The sequence below is a fragment of the Streptomyces sp. NPDC013455 genome, assembly GCF_040632975.1.
In the GTDB taxonomy this organism is placed as follows: Bacteria; Actinomycetota; Actinomycetes; order Streptomycetales; family Streptomycetaceae; genus Streptomyces.
Genome location: NZ_JBEYCX010000029.1, coordinates 18,654 through 37,786 on the forward strand (window position 1 = coordinate 18,654; position 19,133 = coordinate 37,786).

At 72.6% G+C, this 19,133-nt stretch carries 14 protein-coding genes; 11 read left to right on the plus strand and 3 right to left on the minus strand.

Going from position 1 to position 19,133, the window contains the following annotated elements; all coding sequences use genetic code 11:
- Positions 1-46 precede the first annotated feature (46 nt).
- The 9 genes from ABZ576_RS31800 to ABZ576_RS31840 all read left to right on the plus strand — a co-directional run bounded on the left by ABZ576_RS31800 (position 47) and on the right by ABZ576_RS31840 (position 12,381).
- A complete protein-coding gene (locus tag ABZ576_RS31800; protein ID WP_360748676.1) occupies positions 47-718 on the plus strand; it encodes a hypothetical protein in 672 nt (223 codons plus the stop codon).
- Positions 719-1,061: 343 nt separating this feature from the next.
- Positions 1,062-2,060 carry a LacI family DNA-binding transcriptional regulator gene (locus ABZ576_RS31805; protein ID WP_360748679.1) on the plus strand — a complete coding sequence of 333 codons (999 nt, stop codon included), beginning with the start codon at positions 1,062-1,064 and terminating at the stop codon, positions 2,058-2,060.
- Between the two features lie 128 nt (positions 2,061-2,188).
- Complete coding sequence (locus ABZ576_RS31810) at positions 2,189-3,541, plus strand: extracellular solute-binding protein (protein WP_360748682.1); 1,353 nt, start codon at positions 2,189-2,191, stop codon at positions 3,539-3,541.
- A 5-nt stretch (positions 3,542-3,546) separates the two neighbouring features.
- Positions 3,547-4,500: a sugar ABC transporter permease gene (locus ABZ576_RS31815; protein ID WP_360748685.1), complete on the plus strand. Its 954-nt coding sequence runs from the start codon at positions 3,547-3,549 to the stop codon at positions 4,498-4,500.
- Positions 4,497-5,360, plus strand: a complete 864-nt coding sequence (locus ABZ576_RS31820) for a carbohydrate ABC transporter permease (protein WP_360748688.1) — start codon at positions 4,497-4,499, stop codon at positions 5,358-5,360. Before ABZ576_RS31815 ends, ABZ576_RS31820 begins: the two co-directional genes overlap by 4 nt.
- 33 nt (positions 5,361-5,393) lie before the next feature.
- Positions 5,394-7,001 (plus strand): alpha-amylase family glycosyl hydrolase, encoded by a 1,608-nt coding sequence (locus ABZ576_RS31825; RefSeq protein WP_360748691.1) that lies wholly within the window; start codon positions 5,394-5,396, stop codon positions 6,999-7,001.
- A gap of 55 nt (positions 7,002-7,056) precedes the next feature.
- Positions 7,057-9,234 (plus strand): discoidin domain-containing protein, encoded by a 2,178-nt coding sequence (locus ABZ576_RS31830; RefSeq protein ID WP_360748694.1) that lies wholly within the window; start codon positions 7,057-7,059, stop codon positions 9,232-9,234.
- 189 nt (positions 9,235-9,423) lie between these two features.
- Positions 9,424-11,472, plus strand: a complete 2,049-nt coding sequence (locus tag ABZ576_RS31835; RefSeq protein WP_360748697.1) for a phosphocholine-specific phospholipase C — start codon at positions 9,424-9,426, stop codon at positions 11,470-11,472.
- A gap of 66 nt (positions 11,473-11,538) precedes the next feature.
- Positions 11,539-12,381, plus strand: a complete 843-nt coding sequence (locus ABZ576_RS31840; RefSeq protein WP_360748700.1) for a phospholipid scramblase-related protein — start codon at positions 11,539-11,541, stop codon at positions 12,379-12,381.
- A 79-nt stretch (positions 12,382-12,460) separates the two neighbouring features.
- On the opposite strand, the gene ABZ576_RS31845 is transcribed toward ABZ576_RS31840, so the two are convergent.
- Both ABZ576_RS31845 and ABZ576_RS31850 read right to left on the minus strand, forming a co-directional pair.
- A complete protein-coding gene (locus tag ABZ576_RS31845) occupies positions 12,461-13,603 on the minus strand; it encodes a hypothetical protein (protein ID WP_360748703.1) in 1,143 nt (380 codons plus the stop codon).
- Positions 13,600-14,400 carry a phosphatase PAP2 family protein gene (locus tag ABZ576_RS31850; protein WP_360748706.1) on the minus strand — a complete coding sequence of 267 codons (801 nt, stop codon included), beginning with the start codon at positions 14,398-14,400 and terminating at the stop codon, positions 13,600-13,602. Before ABZ576_RS31850 ends, ABZ576_RS31845 begins: the two co-directional genes overlap by 4 nt.
- A gap of 200 nt (positions 14,401-14,600) precedes the next feature.
- Between ABZ576_RS31850 and ABZ576_RS31855 the strand changes: the two genes are divergently transcribed.
- A complete protein-coding gene (locus ABZ576_RS31855; protein WP_360748709.1) occupies positions 14,601-15,215 on the plus strand; it encodes a TetR/AcrR family transcriptional regulator in 615 nt (204 codons plus the stop codon).
- A 137-nt stretch (positions 15,216-15,352) separates the two neighbouring features.
- Here ABZ576_RS31855 and ABZ576_RS31860 read toward each other — a convergent pair whose 3' ends face one another.
- Positions 15,353-16,372 carry a DUF2510 domain-containing protein gene (locus tag ABZ576_RS31860; RefSeq protein WP_360748712.1) on the minus strand — a complete coding sequence of 340 codons (1,020 nt, stop codon included), beginning with the start codon at positions 16,370-16,372 and terminating at the stop codon, positions 15,353-15,355.
- A gap of 462 nt (positions 16,373-16,834) precedes the next feature.
- On the opposite strand from ABZ576_RS31860, the gene ABZ576_RS31865 reads away from it, so the two are divergent.
- Positions 16,835-19,133: AAA family ATPase (locus ABZ576_RS31865; protein ID WP_360748716.1), on the plus strand; the 2,299-nt coding region annotated here is incomplete at its 3' end.

Here is a 19,133-nt window from a genome sequence, read left to right on the forward strand (position 1 = left end):
GCATCGCCGCGTGAAAGGCCGCAGAGGCAAGAGGGGTGACCTCCCGATGGCACATCAGGCAGGAGGGCAGCGGCCGGCACCGCGGCCCGTCCCCGAGACTTGCGAGACCCAGGCGTACCTTCAGGACTACGGAGCACTGCTGGACTATCTGACCTGCCCGTCACTGGTCGTGGACCGGCGCTGGAACGTGGTCATGGCCAACAGCGCATTCGAGACACTTTTCCGCGGTGTGCGCCCCCATCCGACGGCCATGCCGGGCGACAACTTCCTCCGGTTCGTCCTGTTCCACCCGGACGCCGGGGAGATCCTGGGCGAGCACGAGGCGGGCTGGTGCCTGCCGATGCTGGTCCAGCTCCGGACCGCGCTGGAGCGGTACGGCCACGATCACGAACTCCAGGCGGTCCGCCGCGACGTCGCCCAGGACCCGATCATGGAGGCCGCCTTCCGGCAGGGTCTGCCGCACTGGATACGCGCCGTGGGCGAGGCCGCGACCCGCCTCGACGGCGCGGTCCGGCTACTGCTCCACCCGGACCCGCGCCGGGGACGCACCGAGTGCCGGATCGTGGAGGAGTCCCCGCAGCGGCTGCGGGAGCTCGGCTACCGGCGCCTGTCGCTGGTGCTGCGCGACCCGCGCCGGCCCGCGGCCGCGGTGCGCCGCCCGCGCCGTCAGCGGGGTACGGGCTCGCACCTGACGGTCGTTCCGGCCACCGACAGCTGACCCGGCACCGCCGGCGTTCAGGTCGCCGGCGGCGCCGGGTCGGCGTACCCGCTCCGGCCGCCCCTGCCCCCACCCCGTCCCGCTCCGGCCGCCCCCGCCCCCACCTCGTCCCGCTCCGGCCGCCCCTGCCCCCACCTCGTCCCGTTCCGGCCGCCCCTGCCCCCACCTCGTCCCGTTCCGGCCGCCCCCGCCCCCGCCTCGTCCCGCACCGGCCCCCCGGCCCGCATCCCGGCACCCACCCCCTTCCGGCACCCGAGCCCCTCCACTCCCTCCCCGCACCCTCCATTCCCTCCCCGCACCCTCCACGCAAGCCGCTTGCGTAATTTGCGTTAGCCTTGCGCTCATGACGCGACGACTTGCGGAAGTGGCGAAGAAGGTCGGGGTCAGCGAGGCCACGGTCAGCCGGGTGCTCAACGGCAAGCCCGGAGTCTCCGAGACCACCCGGCAGGCCGTGCTCACGGCTCTCGACGTCCTCGGCTACGAGCGCCCCACCCAGCTGCGCGGCGAACGCGCCCGGCTGGTCGGGCTCGTCCTGCCCGAGCTCCAGAATCCCATCTTCCCGGCGTTCGCCGAGGTCATCGGCGGCGCGCTGGCCCAGCTCGGGCTCACCCCGGTGCTCTGCACGCAGACCAAGGGCGGGGTGTCGGAGGCGGACTACGTCGAACTGCTGCTGCACCAGCAGGTTTCCGGGGTGGTGTTCGCCGGCGGGCTGTACGCCCAGGCCGACGCGCCGCACGGCCACTACCGGCTGCTCGCCGAGCGCAACATCCCGGTCGTGCTGGTCAACGCGGCCATCGAGCACCTCGGCTTCCCCGCGGTGTCCTGCGACGACGCGGTCGCCGTGGAGCAGGCCTGGCGGCACCTCGCCTCCCTCGGCCACGAGCGCATCGGTCTGGTCCTCGGCCCCGGCGACCACGTGCCCTCGGCCCGCAAGCTGGCCGCCGCCCGGGCGATCGCCGGCGACCTGCCCGAGGAACGCGTCGCCCGCGCCATCTTCTCCATCGAGGGCGGTCACGCCGCCGCCTCCCGGCTGATCGACCGGGGCGTCACCGGCATCATCTGCGCCTCCGACCCCCTGGCGCTCGGCGCCGTGAGGGCGGCCCGCCGCAAGGGGTACGACGTCCCGGGTCGGATCTCCGTGGTGGGCTACGACGACTCGGCGTTCATGAACTGCACCGAACCCCCGCTGACCACCGTCCGCCAGCCCATCGAGGCCATGGGCCGCGCGGCGGTCGAACTGCTCAACGCGCGCATCGGCGGCACGGCCGTACCCGCCGAGGAGCTGCTGTTCGAGCCGGAACTGGTGGTACGAGGCTCCACCGCGCAAGCCCCGCGCGGCTGAGCTCCTGGAGATCCAGCCAGCTGTCGAATAATTACAGATTCCGCGCGATATCTTGCGGCGTGATGCCGGCGGTGCTTGAGTGTGCGGCGCCCACCACTCCTGCCATGAGTGCCATGAGGGGTCCACCGATGAGACACACCGGGTTCCGCCGTACCGTCGTCGCGTTCGGCGTCTGTTCCTCCCTCGCCCTCGCCGCCACCGCCTGCGGGTCCGGTGGCGACGAGTCGGCGAGCGGCAAGACCCGCATCACCGTCAACTGCGAGCCGCCCAGGAGCGCCAAGGTCGACCGCGCGTTCTTCGAGGAGGAGATCGCCGCCTTCGAGGAGCGGAACCCGGACATCGACGTCGTCGCCCACGACGCGTTCCCCTGCCAGGACCCCAAGACCTTCGACGCCAAGCTCGCCGGCGGCCAGATGGAGGACGTCTTCTACACGTACTTCACCGACGCCCGGCACGTCGTCGACGTCGGCCAGGCCGCCGACCTCACCCCGTACCTCGGCGAACTGAAGAGCTACGACACCATCCAGAAGCAGCTGCGGGACATCTACACCGTGGACGGCAAGGTGTACGGCATACCCCGCACCGGCTACTCCATGGGGCTGATCTACAACCGCGCGCTCTTCCGGAAGGCCGGCCTCGACCCGGACCGGCCCCCGGCGACCTGGGAGGAGGTCCGCGCCGCCGCCAAGCGGATCGCCGCCCTCGGCGACGGCACGGTCGGATACGCCGACTACAGCGCGCAGAACCAGGGCGGCTGGCACTTCACCGCCGAGCTGTACTCGCAGGGCGGGGACGTCGTCGGCGCCGACGGCGAGAAGGCGGCCATCGACACCCCCGAGGGCCGCGCCGTCCTGCGGAACCTGCACGACATGCGGTGGACCGACGACTCGATGGGGAGCAAGCAGCTCCTCGTCATCAACGACGTGCAGCAGATGATGGGTTCCGGCAAGCTCGGCATGTACCTCGCCGCACCCGACAACATCCCGATCCTGGTCAAGGAGAAGGGCGGCGACTACGAGGACCTCGCCCTCGCCCCCATGCCGGGCGGCAAGGGCACCCTGATCGGCGGCGACGGCTACATGTTCGCCAAGCACGCCACACCCGCGCAGATCCGCGCCGGCCTGAAGTGGCTCGACCACATGTTCCTCACCCCCGGGGACGGCTTCCTCGGCGACTACGCGCGCGCCAGGAAGCACGACGCCCCCGTCGGCCTGCCCGAGCCCCGCCTGTTCACCGGCGCCGCCGACGCCAGGGACCAGCAGGCCAAGAAGGCCGACGCCAATGTCCCGGTGGAGAACTACCAGGCGTTCCTCGACGGCAACCGGAAGCTGCGGATGAAGATCGAGCCGCCCCACGCCCAGCAGATCTACTCCGTCCTCGACGGCATCGTCTCCGCCGTCCTCACCAAGGAGGACGCCGACATCGACCAGCTGCTGGAGGACGCGTCCGAGAAGATCGACGGCATCCTGGCCCGGAGCTGACCGCGATGACGAAGACGGCCGAACGGCGGCCCGCGGCCGAGGCCGCCGTCACCCCGGTCCCGGCGCGGCCCCCGGCGGGGGGCCGCGGGCGGCGCCGCCTCGCCGACCAGGTCCGCGCCTACGGGTTCCTCCTCGGCGGCCTGCTCTGCTTCGCCCTGTTCTCCTGGTACCCGGCGATCCGCGCGGTCGTCATCGCCTTCCAGAAGTACACCCCGGGCTCACCGCCCGAATGGGTCGGCACCGCCAACTTCACCCGCGTCCTGCACGACCCCGAATTCACGGCCGCCTGGCGCAACACCCTCACCTTCACCCTGCTTGCCCTGCTCATCGGCTTCGCGGTCCCCTTCGTCCTGGCCCTCGTCCTCAACGAGCTGCGGCACGCCCGAGCCTTCTTCCGGGTCGTGGTCTACCTCCCGGTGATGATCCCTCCGGTGGTCAGCGCGCTGCTGTGGAAGTGGTTCTACGACCCCGGGGCCGGCCTCGCCAACGAGGCGCTGCGCTTCCTGCACCTGCCCACCTCGAACTGGTCCAACGGCGCCGACACCGCCCTCGTCTCCCTGGTGATCGTGGCGACCTGGGCCAACATGGGCGGCACGGTCCTCATCTACCTGGCCGCTCTCCAGTCCATCCCCGGCGAGCTGTACGAGGCCGCCGAACTGGACGGCGCGAACCTGTTCCAGCGCGTCCGGCACGTCACGATCCCGCAGACCCGCTTCGTCGTCCTGATGCTGATGCTGCTGCAGATCATCGCCACCATGCAGGTCTTCACCGAGCCGTTCGTCATCACCGGCGGCGGACCGGAGGACGCCACCGTGACCGTGCTCTACCTCATCTACAAGTACGCCTTCCTCTACAACGACTTCGGCGGCGCCTGCGCTCTCAGCGTGCTGCTGCTGCTCCTGCTCGGCGCCTTCTCCGCGCTCTACCTGCGGCTCACCCGTTCCGAGGGGGAGACATGACCGGCACCCGCACCCTCGTCTCCCCGGCCGCCCTCGCCCGCCCGCGCGGCAGGGCCGTCTACTGGACGGTGTTCACGTCCGTCCTCGTCCTGTTCGCGCTCGCCTTCCTCTTCCCGGTCTACTGGATGGTGACCGGCGCGCTGAAGAGCCCGGACGAGGTGGCCCGGACCCCGCCGACGCTGGTACCGGAACACTGGCGCCCCGACGGCTACACCGACGCCTGGGACCTGATGCAGCTCCCGCGGCACCTGGGCAACACGGTCGTGCAGGCGGCCGGTGCCTGGGCCTTCCAGCTGGTGTTCTGCACGGCCGCCGCCTACGCCCTGTCCCGGCTGCGGCCCGCCTTCGGCACGGTGATCCTCGGCGGCATCCTGGCCACGCTGATGGTCCCGGCCCAGGCCCTCGTCGTACCCAAGTACCTGACCGTGGCGGACCTGGGGCTCCTCAACGACCCCCTCGCCATCTGGCTGCCCGCGGTCGCCAACGCCTTCAACCTCTACCTGCTCAAACGGTTCTTCGACCAGCTGCCGCGCGAGGTGCTGGAAGCCGCCGAGATCGACGGCGCCGGCCGGCTGCGGACCCTGTGGTCGGTCGTGCTGCCCATGTCCCGGCCCGTGCTCGGCGTGGTCTCGATCTTCGCGCTGGTCGCCGTCTGGCAGGACTTCCTGTGGCCGCTGATGGTCTTCTCCGACACCGGCCGGCAGCCCATCAGCGTGGCCCTGGTCCAGCTGTCGCAGAACATCCAGCTCACCGTGCTCATCGCCGCGATGGTGATCGCCAGCATCCCGATGGTGGCGCTGTTCCTCGTCTTCCAGCGGCACATCGTCGCCGGGATCGGCGCGGGCAGCACCAAGGGCTGACGCCGCCGCCCCGTCCAGAGAAAGGCACACGCAGTGGGACAGCCCACCCATGCCCCGAACGACCCCGACTGGTGGCGCTCCGCCGTCATCTACCAGGTCTACGTCCGCAGCTTCGCGGACGGCGACGGCGACGGCACCGGCGACCTCGCGGGCGTCCGCACCCGGCTGCCGTACCTGGCCGGACTCGGCGTGGACGCCCTGTGGTTCAACCCCTGGTACCTGTCACCGATGAAGGACGGCGGCTACGACGTCGCCGACTACCGGACGATCGACCCGGCCTTCGGCACCCTCGCCGAGGCGGAGAAACTCATCGCCGAGGCACGGGAGCTGGGCATCCGCACCATCGTCGACATCGTCCCCAACCACGTCTCCGACCAGCACCCCTGGTTCCGGGCCGCGCTCGCCGCCGGACCCGGCAGCCCCGAACGCGAGCTGTTCCACTTCCGGCCCGGACGCGGGGCGCACGGCGAGCTCCCGCCGAACGACTGGCCGTCGCAGTTCGCCGGTTCCACCGAACCGGTGTGGACCCGGCTGCCCGACGGCGACTGGTACCTGCACCTGTTCACCCCCGAACAGCCGGACCTGAACTGGGCCCACCCCGCGGTCCGCCGGGAGCACGAGGACATCCTGCGCTTCTGGTTCGAGCGGGGCGTCGCCGGCGTCCGCATCGACTCGGCGGCCCTGCTCGCGAAGGACCCGCGCCTGCCCGACCTCGCCTCCCGTCCGCAGCCGCACCCCTTCGTCGACCGCGACGAACTCCACGGCATCTACCGCTCCTGGCGCACCGTCGCCGACGCCTACGGCGGCGTCTTCGTCGGCGAGGTCTGGCTGCCCGACCCCGAACGCTTCGCCCGCTACCTGCGCCCCGACGAACTCCACACCGCCTTCAACTTCTCCTTCCTCTCCTGCCCCTGGGACGCCGGCCGGCTGCGCGCCTCGATCGACACCACCCTCGCCGAGCACGCCCCCGTCGGGGCCCCGGCCACCTGGGTGCTGTGCAACCACGACGTCACCCGCACGGTCACCCGGTACGGCCGCGAGGACACCGCCTTCGACTTCGCCGCCAAGACCTTCGGCACCCCCACCGACCTGGCGCTCGGCACCCGCAGGGCCCGGGCCGCCGCCCTGCTGTCCCTGGCGCTGCCCGGCGCTGTCTACCTCTACCAGGGGGAGGAGCTGGGGCTGCCGGAGGCCGAGATCCCGGCCGGCCGCATCCAGGACCCGATGCACTTCCGGTCCGGCGGGGCCGACCCCGGCCGCGACGGCTGCCGGGTGCCGCTGCCGTGGGCCGCCGGCCTGCCCCACGCGGGGTTCGGCTCACGCGAGGAGCCGTGGCTGCCGCAGCCGCCCGGCTGGGCGTCGTACGCGGTCGACCGCCAGCAGCGGGACCCCGGCTCCATGCTCACCCTCTACCGGGAGGCCATCGCCCTGCGCCCGGAGTTCGGCGACGGCCCCCTGACCTGGCTGCCCGCCCCCGAGGGCGTGCTCGCCTTCTCCCGCGCGGACCGGGCGCTGTGCGTGGTCAACCTCGCCGCCACGCCCGCCCGCCTCCCCGCGCACTCCCGACTCCTGCTCAGCAGCGGCCCACTGGACGAAGCCGGCCGGCTGCCGCGGGACACGGCGGCCTGGCTGCGCGCCTGAGCCGCGTCGTACGCACCTCGTCATCCCACGCACCCCCCCACGAAGGGATCAGCTCATGCGCAGCAGCACCGCCGGACAGCTCAGGCGCATGCCGGCCATCGGGGCGGCCGTCGCCCTCGCCGCCGGCATGCTCGTCACCCTCGCTCCGGCCGCCCACGCGGCGGCGGGTGCCACGCTCCCCTTCACCTCCGTGGAGGCCGAGTCGGCGACCGGCAACGGCACCAGGATCGGCCCGGACCACACCCAGGGCACCCTCGCCTCGGAGGCGTCCGGCCGGCAGGCCGTCCGGCTGGCCCCCGGGCAGCGGCTGGAGTTCACCGTGCCGCGCGCCGCCAACGCGCTGAACCTCGCGTACAGCGTCCCCGACGGCCAGTCCGGTGCCCTGAACGTGTACGTCAACGGCACCCGGCTCGCCCGGACCCTCCCGGTGACGTCCAAGTACTCCTACGTCGACACCGGCTGGATCGCCGGCGCCCGGACGCACCACTTCTTCGACAACACCCGGCTGCTGCTCGGACGAAACGTCCAGGCCGGGGACAAGGTGGCCGTCGAGCCGGCGGGCGTCCAGGTCACGGTGGACGTCGCCGACTTCGAGCAGGTGGGCCCGGCCGCCGCCCAGCCCGCCGGCTCGGTGTCCGTCGTCTCCAAGGGTGCCGACCCCAGCGGCACCGGCGACTCCACCCAGGCATTCCGCGACGCCATCGCCGCCGCCCAGGGCGGCACGGTGTGGATACCGCCGGGCGACTACCGCATCACCTCCTCGCTCAGCGGCGTGCAGAACGTCACCCTCCAGGGCGCCGGCAGCTGGTACTCGGTGGTGCACACCTCCCGCTTCATCGACCAGACCGGCTCCTCGGGCAACGTCCGCATCAAGGACTTCGCGGTCATCGGCGAGGTCACCGAACGCGTCGACTCCAGCCCGGACAACTTCGTCAACGGCTCCCTCGGACCGAACTCCTCCGTCTCCGGCATGTGGCTCCAGCACCTGAAGGTCGGCCTGTGGCTCACGGGCAACAACGACAAGCTGGTGGTGGAGAACAACCGCATCCTCGACACCACCGCCGACGGCCTCAACCTCAACGGCAGCGCCAGGGGCGTCCGCGTGCGCAACAACTTCCTGCGCAACCAGGGCGACGACGCCCTCGCCATGTGGTCCCTGTACTCCCCGGACACCGACTCCAGCTTCGAGAACAACACCATCTCGCAGCCCAACCTCGCCAACGGCATCGCCATCTACGGCGGCACCGACGTCGCCGTACGCAACAACCTGATCTCCGACACCAACGCCCTGGGCAGCGGTATCGCCATCTCCAACCAGAAGTTCCTCGACCCCTTCCACCCGCTCGCCGGCACCATCACGGTCGACGGCAACACCCTGGTCCGCACCGGCGCGATGAACCCCAACTGGAACCACCCCATGGGCGCGCTGCGCGTCGACTCCTACGACAGCGCCATCGAGGCGACCGTCGACATCACCAACACGACGATCACCGACAGCCCGTACAGCGCCTTCGAGTTCGTCTCCGGCGGCGGGCGGGGTTACCCGGTCAGGAACGTCCACGTCACCGGCGCGACCGTGCGCAACACCGGTACGGTCGTGGTCCAGGCCGAGGCGCAGGGCGCGGCCACCTTCAAAGACGTCACCGCCACCCAGGTCGGCGCGGCCGGCGTCTACAACTGCCCCTATCCGGCCGACTCGGGTTCCTTCGCGCTCACCGACGGCGGCGGCAACTCCGGCTGGTCCAGCACCTGGTCGGACTGCTCCACCTGGCCGCAGCCGGGCCAGGGCAACCCGCAGCCGGACCCGAACCGCAACCTCGCCAAGGGCCGCCCGGCCACCGCGACCGGCTCCCAGGACGTGTACACCCCCGGCAAAGCGGTCGACGGCGACGCGAACTCGTACTGGGAGTCGGCCAACAACGCCTTCCCGCAGTCCTGGACGGTCGACCTCGGCTCCTCCTACGCCGTGCGCCGGCTGGTGCTGAAACTGCCGCCGTCCTCGGCCTGGGGCGCCCGCACCCAGACCCTCACCGTGCTCGGCAGCGCCGACGGCACGAACTACACGACGGTGGTGGGCTCCCAGGGCTACCGCTTCGATCCGGCCACCGGCAACGCCGCGACCGTGTCGCTGCCCGCCGGCACCAGCCTGCGCCACCTGCGCTTGAGCGTCAGCGCCAACACGGGCTGGCCGGCGGGTCAGTTCAGCGAGGTGGAGGCGTACCTGACCTCCTGACCGCCGCCGTCCGCCGCCGCGGCACCGGGGCACGGGGGACCCGGTGCCGCGGCACCGCACGTACCGGCGACTTTCACACGGGCGCCACCGGACCCTTCCCTGACGTTTGCTGCTCTTGGAACACTCGCTCCGCGCAGATTCCGTCATCTGGCGGTGTCGACGTACGTCAGGACGAGAGGACCCTCACCCATGCCCGAAGTCAACCGGCGGCGCTTCCTCCAGCTTGCGGGCGCCACCACGGCGTTCACCGCGCTGTCCAGCAGCATCCAGCGCGCGGCCGCGCTGCCCGCCCAGTACCGCACCGGAACGGTGGACGATGTGGAGCACATCGTCGTCCTGATGCAGGAGAACCGTTCCTTCGACCACTACTTCGGCTCGCTCCGAGGAGTGCGCGGTTTCGGTGACCCGCGCCCGGTCACGCAGAACGGCAGGTCCGTCTGGCACCAGTCCGACGGCACGAAGGACATCCTGCCCTTCCACCCCGACGCCGACGACCTGGGCCTGGCCTTCCTCCAGGACCTCCCGCACGGCTGGAACGACGGACACACCGCCTTCAACAAGGGCAAGTACGACAAGTGGGTGCCCGCCAAGTCGTCGACCACGATGGCGTACCTCACCCGTGACGACATCCCCTTCCACTACGCGCTGGCGGACGCCTTCACCATCTGCGACGCCTACCACTGCTCGTTCATAGGCTCCACCGACCCCAACCGCTACTACATGTGGACGGGGTACACCGGCAACGACGGCACGGGCGGCGGCCCGGTCCTCGGCAACGAGGAGAAGGGCTACGGCTGGACGACGTACCCCGAGCGCCTGGAGCGGGCCGGCGTCTCGTGGAAGATCTACCAGGACGTCGGCGACGGCCTGGACGCGAACGGCTCCTGGGGCTGGATCAACGACGCCTACCGCGGCAACTACGGCGACAACTCGCTGCTCTACTTCAACCAGTACCGCACCGCGCGGCCCGGCGACCCGCTGTACGACAAGGCCCGCACCGGTACCGACGCCCGCAAGGGCGAGGGCTTCTTCGACCTGCTGAAGGCCGACGTCCGGGCCGGCACGCTGCCCCAGGTCTCCTGGATCGTCGCGCCCGAGGCCTTCACCGAGCACCCCAACTGGCCCGCCAACTACGGCGCCTGGTACATCTCCCAGGTCCTGGACGCGCTCACCGCCGACCCCGAGGTGTGGGCGAAGACCGCCCTGTTCATCACCTACGACGAGAACGACGGCTTCTTCGACCACGTCATCCCGCCCTACCCGCCGGCCTCCGCCGCCCAGGGCAGGTCGACGGCCGACCCGGCGCCGGACCTGTTCAAGGGCGACAGCGGCCATGTCGCCGGCCCCTACGGCCTCGGCCAGCGGGTGCCGATGCTGGTCGTCTCCCCGTGGAGCAAGGGCGGTTACGTCTGTTCCGAGACGTTCGACCACACCTCGATCATCCGGTTCATCGAGCGTCGGTTCGGTGTCCAGGAGCCGAACATCTCCCCCTGGCGGCGCGCCATCTGCGGCGACCTGACCAGCGCCTTCGACTTCTCCCGGCAGGACGCCGCGCTCGTCGCGCTGCCCTCGACGGCCGGGTACCGGCCGCCGGACCGCGACCGGCACCCGGACTACGTGCCCAAGCCGCCGGCCAACCCGTCGCTGCCCAGGCAGGAGCCGGGCAGCCGGCCCACCCGCCCGCTGAAGTACGCACCCGTGGTGGACGGGTCCGCGGACACCGCGGGCGGCAAGTTCACGCTCACCTTCGCCTCGGGGGCGAGCGCGGGCGCGGCCTTCCTCGTCACGTCCGACAGCCGCACCGACGGCCCCTGGACCTACACCACCCAGGCCGGCAAGACCCTCACGGACACCTGGAACTCGGTCTACTCCGGGGGCAACTACGACCTCGCCGTGCACGGCCCCAACGGCTTCCTGCGCGTCTTCAAGGGCCGCAACAAGGTCGCCGGCCCGGAGGTCACCGCCCGGCACGTGGGCGGCGACGTGGAGCTCACCTTCACCAACAAGGGCTCCGGCACGGCGCGGCTGAAGCTGGTCGACGGCTACGGCGGCAGCCCCGTCACGGTCACCGTACGGCCGGGTGCGACCGTGCGGCAGACGGTCGCCCTCGCGCGCAGCGAGCGCTGGTACGACCTGACCGTCACCTCGGACGCCGACCCGGCCTTCCTGCGCGGCTTCGCCGGCCACGTGGAGAACGGACTGCCCGGCGTCAGCGACCCGGCGATCGTCACGGGGTGAACGAGCGATGAACACCGCTCCGTGCGGACTGGTCAGGTACCAGTCACATCAGGGTAGTGTGCCCCGGTGACCACGCAATCGAACACTCCTGCAGGCTGGTACCCGGATCCGCACGGCGCGGCGCAGACGCTCCGCTACTGGGACGGCACGCAGTGGACCGAGCACACCAACCCGGACCAGCAGGCCGCCGGGCAGGTTCCCCCGCAGCAGGCCCCCGCCCCCGCCTTCCCGCAGCAGCAGGCCGGTGACGCCAAGGTGCAGCGCCAGGTGCAGAAGCAGGCCGGCGTCGCGGCCGGCGGCCCCGGCGGCGGCACCCTCTTCACCGAGCCCGTCCTGGTCGTGAACCAGAAGGCCAAGCTGATCGAGCTGACCAACGAGTACAAGGTCATGGATCAGGGCGGCCGCGAGATCGGCTCGGTCACCCAGGTCGGGCAGGGCGTGCTGCGCAAGATCCTGCGCTTCGTCTCCAGCATCGACCAGTTCCTCACCCACAAGCTGGAGATCCGCGACGCCTACGGCCAGCCGCAGCTGCTGCTGACCCGGCCCGCGAAGATCTTCAAGTCCCGGGTGGTCGTGACCCGCCCGGACGGATCGCCGGTCGGCGAGATCGTCCAGAAGAACATGATCGGCAAGATCAACTTCGCGATGATGGCGAACGGCCAGCAGGTCGGCGCGATCAAGGCGGAGAACTGGCGGGCCTGGAACTTCGCGATCGTCGACCACCAGGACAACGAGGTCGCCCGGATCACCAAGACCTGGGAAGGCCTGGCCAAGACCCTGTTCACGACGGCGGACAACTACGTCCTCCAGATCCACTACCAGCTGCCCGAGCCGCTGCTGAGCCTCGTGGTGGCGACGGCCCTGACCGTCGACACCGCCCTCAAGCAGGACTCGCGCGGCTGGGGCTGACCGGCCCCGCCCCGGCGGTACGGCCACGGCGGCCGGTGCACGCGGATCACTCCCGCGCACCGGCCGCCGCCGTTTGCGCTCACAGGGCGGTGAGGTGTCCCGGCTGCTCGGGCCGGCGCGGCCGCAGCACCGCTTCGGCCGCCGCCGTCACCGGCTTGAGGGCCAGTACGGCCGCCACCGGGTGCTCGTCGGTCCCGGGCCGCTCGTCGTGCGCCCCGGCGTGGCCGCTCTGCCCGCTCGGCGCGGCCCTCGCCGTCCGCCCCGCCGGCACGGCCTGCGCACTCTGCCCGGTCCGTGCCGCCCGCACGGCCGGCGCACTCTGCCCGGTCCGAGCCGTCCGCACGGTCGGCACGGTCTGCCCGGGCGGCTCGTGCCGCTCCGGCTGCGCCGCGGGGCCGGGTGCGGGGGCCGCCCGGGTGAGCAGCACCACGCCCCACGAGGCCAGGCCCGCTCCCGCCAGGGCCAGCAGCACTCCGCCGGCCCCGCCCTGCAGCCCCTGGCCCAGCAGCGCGAGCCCGATCACCGCTGCGGCCAGCGGGTTGGCCAGGGTGACCACGGCCAGCGGGGCGCCGAGGCCGCCGCGGTAGGCCGTCTGCGACAGCAGCAGACCGCCGACGGCGAACGCGGCGACGAGCACGGCGACCACGATCACCTCGGTGCTCAGTGCCGGTCCGGAGCGGTCCGTGGCCGCCACGGTCACCGTCTGGGTGAGCGCGGAGGCGACACCGGAGGCGAAGCCGGACGCGGTCGCGTGCCTGAGGCCCGGCCGGGCGCCGGGCCAGGAGAGCATGCCGATCGCGGCGGCGGTCGTACCGGCGACCGCCAGCGCCTCGGTCAGTGACAGCACCCGCTCGGGCGCCGGACCGGAGGCCGTGACCAGCAGCGCGGCCAGCCCCAGCAGGGTGAGCACCGTACCGCGCCACTCCACCGCGCTGACCCGCCGCCCGGCCGCCCGCGCCCCCAGCGGCACGGCGGCGACCAGGGTGAGCGCGCCCAGTGGCTGGACGACGGTGAGCGGACCGTACTTCAGGGCCACGACGTGCAGCAGCGCGGCGGCCGCGTTCAGCCCGACCGCCGACCACCAGGCACCGGTGCCCAGCAGCCGCACGAGACCGGTTCCGGCGCTGCCCGAGGCGAGGCGCTCCTGGGCCACCGCGGCCAGCGCGTAGGCGACGGCCGACACCAGGGAGAGGCCGAGGGCGGCCGCCACGGCCGCGCTCACCGGCCCGCTCCCACCAGGACGGCCTCGCGGGTACGCGGCCTGCCGGTGTCCCGCGGGGCGGTGCCGGCCGTGTGCCGGGGCGGGTGGATGACCGCCAGGGCGAGGCCGAACATGACCGTGGCGACGATCGCGTCGAGCCAGTAGTGGTTCGCCGTGCCCACGATCACCAGCAGGGTGACCAGCGGGTGCAGCAGCCACAGCACACGCCACCGGGAACGGGTGGCGGCGATCAGGCCGATCGCCACCATCAGCGCCCAGCCGAAGTGCAGGGAGGGCATCGCCGCGAACTGGTTGGAGAGGTGGTCGCTGGACGGCGGGCCGTAGACGGACGGGCCGAAGATCCGGGCGGTGTCCACCAGGCCCGTGCCGCCCAGCATCCGCGGCGGGGCGAGCGGGAAGGTGAACGGCAGCACGAGCGCGGCCGTGGTGACCACGGCGAGGACCCGCCGCGCCCACACGTAGTGCGCCGGGCGCCGCAGGTACAGCCAGATCAGGAAGGCGAGCGTGGCCGGGAAGTGCACGGTCGCGTAGTAGGTGTTCGCCAGCCGGACGAGGGTCTCGCCGTGCAGCAGGGCGGTCTGCACGGCGGTCTCGCCGGGAAGGTGCACGGTGCGTTCCAGGTGCCACACGCGGCGGGCGTTGCGGAAGGCGTCCGCGGTGTGGCCGGTGGCCAGCTGCCGGCCGAGCTTGTAGACCAGGAACAGTCCGGCGACCAGCAGGAACTCACGTATCAGAGGCGGGCGTGCCAGAGTCTCCGGCTCCGCTTGCGCCTCCGCAGGCTCGGTTCGGGCATTCATCCCCCGGCCCCTTCGCTGACGGTGGTGCGTGTGATGGTGCGTGACGCGGTGCGTACGGGCCCCGGTCGGGACCGGAACTCATCGATACGTTGTCGTACCGATACGCCAGTGTACCGATACGAGTCTGTACCGGTACACTTGCGTATCGATTGATGTGCGACACACACTGGATTCAGGCCACGAGTGAGGGGAAGCACCGCATGACGTCGCAGGACGCGGACGGACCGGAGACGGTCGTCGCCTCGCGCCGCTCCAAGATCACGCCGGAGCGTGAGCGGGAGTTCTTCGACGCCGTGCTGGAACAGCTCCGCGAGTGCGGCTACGACTCGGTCACCATGGAGGGCGTCGCCGCCAGCACCCGGTGCAGCAAGTCCACGCTCTACCGGCAGTGGAAGACCAAGCCGCAGTTCGTCGCGGCGGCGCTGCGCGCCAACCGCCGGGTGCGGTTCGCCGGCATCGACACCGGCTCGCTCGCCGAGGACCTGCGCCAGGCCGGGCGGGCCGCGGGCGACTGGTCGACCAAGGACACCCGGCTGCTCCAGGCGCTGGGGCACGCGGTGACCGCGGACCAGGAGCTGGCCGAGGCGCTGCGCGAGGCGCTGGTCGACCCGGAGATCGCGGCGCTGGAGGAGATGCTCGCCCGGGGCGTCGCCCGGGGCGAGGTCCGCGCCGACCACCCCGCGCTCGAGTACGTCCCCGCCATGATGTTCGGCGTCCTGCGCGTGCGGCCGGTGCTCTGCGGGCAGTACGCCGACTCGGACTACCTCGTCGGATTCGTGGAGGCCGCCGTGCTGCCGGCGCTCGGACTGACCTGAGACCCAGGCCGCCGTTCACGGGATGACTGAACGGTGACCTGTCCGCGCCGCACCGTGGGGACGGGGGCGGCGCGCACCCCCCGGCCGGGTGGGACTCCCCTTGAGCGGAGGGGGGTCCCACCCGGCCGATCCGCGTCTCAGACGTCCTGCCCGTTCCCGCCGCCGGAGGAGACCTCGATGCCCTTCAGGATCTCGTCGATGACGGACGGCTTCTGTCCGACGTCCACGCCGAAGCGGACCACCACGATCCGCCCGGCGTCGTCGGGGGACGGGAAGGCGACCGACTCCACGTAGCCGTCGGCGCCCTTGCTGGTGACCGCCTTCCAGCGGACCCGGTAGCCCTTCTGCCCGGCGACCGTCACCGGCTCGGAGGCCAGCACCTCGTGCGAGGTGATGCTGCCGTAGGTGGTGCCGCCGTACGACTGCTTGGCGTTGGCGGCGATGTCCGCCTTGGCGACCCCCTCGGCCGTCGTCGCCTTGATGTGCAGCGCCTCCGCCGGAGCCGTGTAGGCGCCGCCCGCGGTGCAGGTCTGCGCCGGGTCGCCCGGGCACTTGTAGGAGTCGTCGGAGACCACCTGCGCGCCGACGCCGATCAACTGGCCGGTCCAGCCCTCGGGTACCGGGAGGCTGACGCCGTTGACCGGGTCCGTCACCGAGCCGCCGCCCTCGACCTTCGGCGCCCCGGACGGACCGGGCGACGGCGAGGTCCCGCCCGAACCGCCGTTGCCGCCCGAGCCGCCGTTCCCGCCGGAACCGCCGTTGCCGCCCGGGCCGCCGCCGGAGCCGCCCGGCCCGCCCCGTTCGCCGCTCGGCCCCTGCTGAGAGCCCGCCCGGTCGCCGCCGCCGTCGTCCTTGGCGAGGGCGTACACGCCGATGCCTATGCTCGCCAGCACCGCCGCCGTCACCGCGACGGCTATGCCCGTGCGCAGCCCGCGCCGGGACGGGGCCGGCGGCTCGGCGGGGTAGGCCGGGTACCCCGGGTACGCGCCGTACCCGGCGCCCGCCGGGGACTGCGCCGGGGGACCCCATGCGGCGGCCGTGCCGGCGGGGCGGGTCTGGTCCGTCCAGGCCTTGCCGTCCCACCAGCGCTCGGTGGGCGGACCGTCGTTCGTCTGCCCGGGGTCGGGGTACCACCCGGGAGGAGTCACCTGCGTCATGCCCCCACCGTATGAGGCGACGGTGAAAGACGGATGAGAGGATCCGCCGCCGAGCGCACGGACCGGTACATACCGCCACCGATTACCCCGCGGCCGGTCCGCACCGGCCTCAGTTCCCCGTCCCGCCCCGCCCTCGCCCCGCCCCGCGCCGTCCTGTCCCGCCCCGCCCCGCGCCGTCCTGTCCCGCCCCGCCCCGCGCCGTCCTGTCCCGCCCCGCCCAGCCCCGTCCCGTCCCGCCCCGCGCCGTCGTCGCTCCCGCCACCGCGTGCGCCCCCCTCAGCCGTGGTTCGCCAAGGGCCCGGTTGACGCTCCGTCCGCTGGTCGGGACGGGGACGCTGTCGCCCGCCCGCACCCTCTTTCACCCGGGCGGGCAACAGCTGCCGCGACCGGCCACCACAGGCCCCGCCGGACGGCTACGCTCGGGCCCTGTACGTCATTCGGGCGACCCGGGGAGGTAACGGGATGACGGAGGGACGGCCGCCGGCGGCCGGCTCGGCTCCCCTGTGGGAACGGGACGCCGAGATCGCCACCGTGGCACAGGCACTCGACGTCCTGTGCGCCGACCAGTCGTCCGCGGGCAGTCTGCTGGTCTTCCGCGGCGAGGCGGGTCTCGGCAAGACCGCGCTGCTCGCCGAGACCCGCCGGATCGCCGAACGCCGCGGCTGCGTCGTCTGGTCGGCGCGCGGCGCCGAGACCCTCAAGTCCGTCCCGTTCCACGTCGTACGGCAGTTGCTCCAGCCGGCGCTGCTCTCCCTGCTGCCCGACGAGGCCCGCGAATACCTCGGCGACTGGTACGACATCGCCGGCCCCGCCCTCGGTATAGCCGATCCGCAGGGCGACAACGCCGACCCGCAGTACGTCTGCGACGGACTCGTCGCCGCGGTGCGCCGGCTCGCCCGCCGCGAATGGCCCCTGGTGCTGCTCCTGGACGACGCGCACTGGGCCGACCAGGAAACCCTGCGCTGGCTCGCCGCGTTCGCCGAACGCCTCGACGACCTCTCCGTCCTCGTCGTGGTCGCCCGCCGTCCCGGCGAGGTCGGCGGGGAGAGCGCCCGCCACCTCGACCAGGTGGCCGCCGCGGCCGGCCGCCCCGTCAACAACCTCAGCGCCCTCACCCCGGACGCCGCCGCCGGACTCACCCGCGCCACCCTCGGCCGGCACGCGGACGACGCGTTCTGCCGCGAGGTCTGGGCCGTCACCGCGGGCAACCCCTACGACACCGTCGAACTGCTCGCCAAGGTCCAGGACAGCGAACTCCAGCCGGTCGAGGCGCACGCCGGGGAACTGCGCGCACTCAACCGCACGGCCCGCGGCGGCGGACTGGTCGACCGGCTCAAGGGCCTCGGCCTGGAGGCCACCCGGTTCGCCTGGGCCGCCGCCATCCTCGGCACCGGCATCACCGTCGACATGGTCGCCCGCCTCGCCACCATGAACGCCGACCTGGCCCGCGACTGCGCCGAACTCCTCTGCGCCGCCCGCATCCTGACCGAACCCGACCCGGCCGACGGCGGCGAGAGCGCGGGCGGCGAGCTGGAGTTCGTCCACCCGCTGATCGCCACCGCCGTCTACAACTCCATCCCGCCCGGCGTGTGCACCGCCATGCACGGAGTCGCCGCGCAGATCATCACCGAGCTGGGCCGCGGCGCCGCCGAGGCCGCCCGGCACCTGCTGAAGGTGCACCCGGACGAGGACGAGGAACTCGTCGAGCAGCTGCGCGAGGCCGCCCGCGAGAACCTCGCCGTCGGCGCGCCCGACGCGGCCCGCCGCTGCCTGGAACGCGCGCTGGAGGAACCGCCCCGCCCCGACGTGCACGCGCACGTCCTGTACGAACTCGGCTGCGCCACCCTCCTGACCAATCCCTCGGTCACCGTGGACCACCTCCAGAGCGCGCTCGGCATGCCGGGCCTCGGCGGGGACGACCGCGTCGACGCCGTCGTCCGCCTCTCCCAGGCGCTGCTCCACAACGACCAGCTGGAGGAGGCCGTCCGCACGGTCGAGGCGGAGGCCGCCCGGCACGACACGGGCTCCGTCCGGCTGCGGCTCCAGGCGTTCCAGTTCATGTGGGAGTGCATCCACGGCGAGACCGTCTCCCCGGTCCGCTCCCGGCGCCTCGCCGAACTGGCCGCCACCTGCACCGGCCGGGACAACGCCGAGCGGGCCCTGCTGATCCTGCGCGGTTTCGACGCGATGACCCACGGGGAGAGCGCCGACGAGGTCCTCGAACTGTGCGACCGCGCCCTCGTCAACGGCCGCCTCGCGCCCGGCCTCGGCTGGACCGACACCGAGTGGGGCATGGAGCTGCTGATGATGCTCGGCAGCGCGTACGCCTACGCGGACCGGCTGGACCGCGCCGAAAGCCTGTTCGCCGAGGCCCGGCGCGTCTACACCGGCGCCGGCTGGCGCGGCGGCCACCTGTCCCTGGCCAACGCCTTCCTGGGGCTCGCCTACCGCAGGCAGGGCCGGCTGCGCGACGCCGAGTCCACCCTGCGCGAGGGCCTGCTGCTCGCCGAACGCGTCGGCCGCCGCCTGCCCCTGTACTGGTCGTCCACCTGCGGACTGGTCGACACACTGCTCGCCCGGGGCCGGGTCGAGGAAGCCTGGTCGGTCGCCGAACGGTACGGCTTCGCACCGCCGTACCCGTCCACGATCGTGCTGCCCGACATCCGCTCCGTGCGCGGCCGGCTGCTGCTCGCGGTGGGCCGCACCGAGGAGGGCGTCAACGAGCTGGAGGCCGCCGAGAAGACCGCAGCTTCCCGCGGCA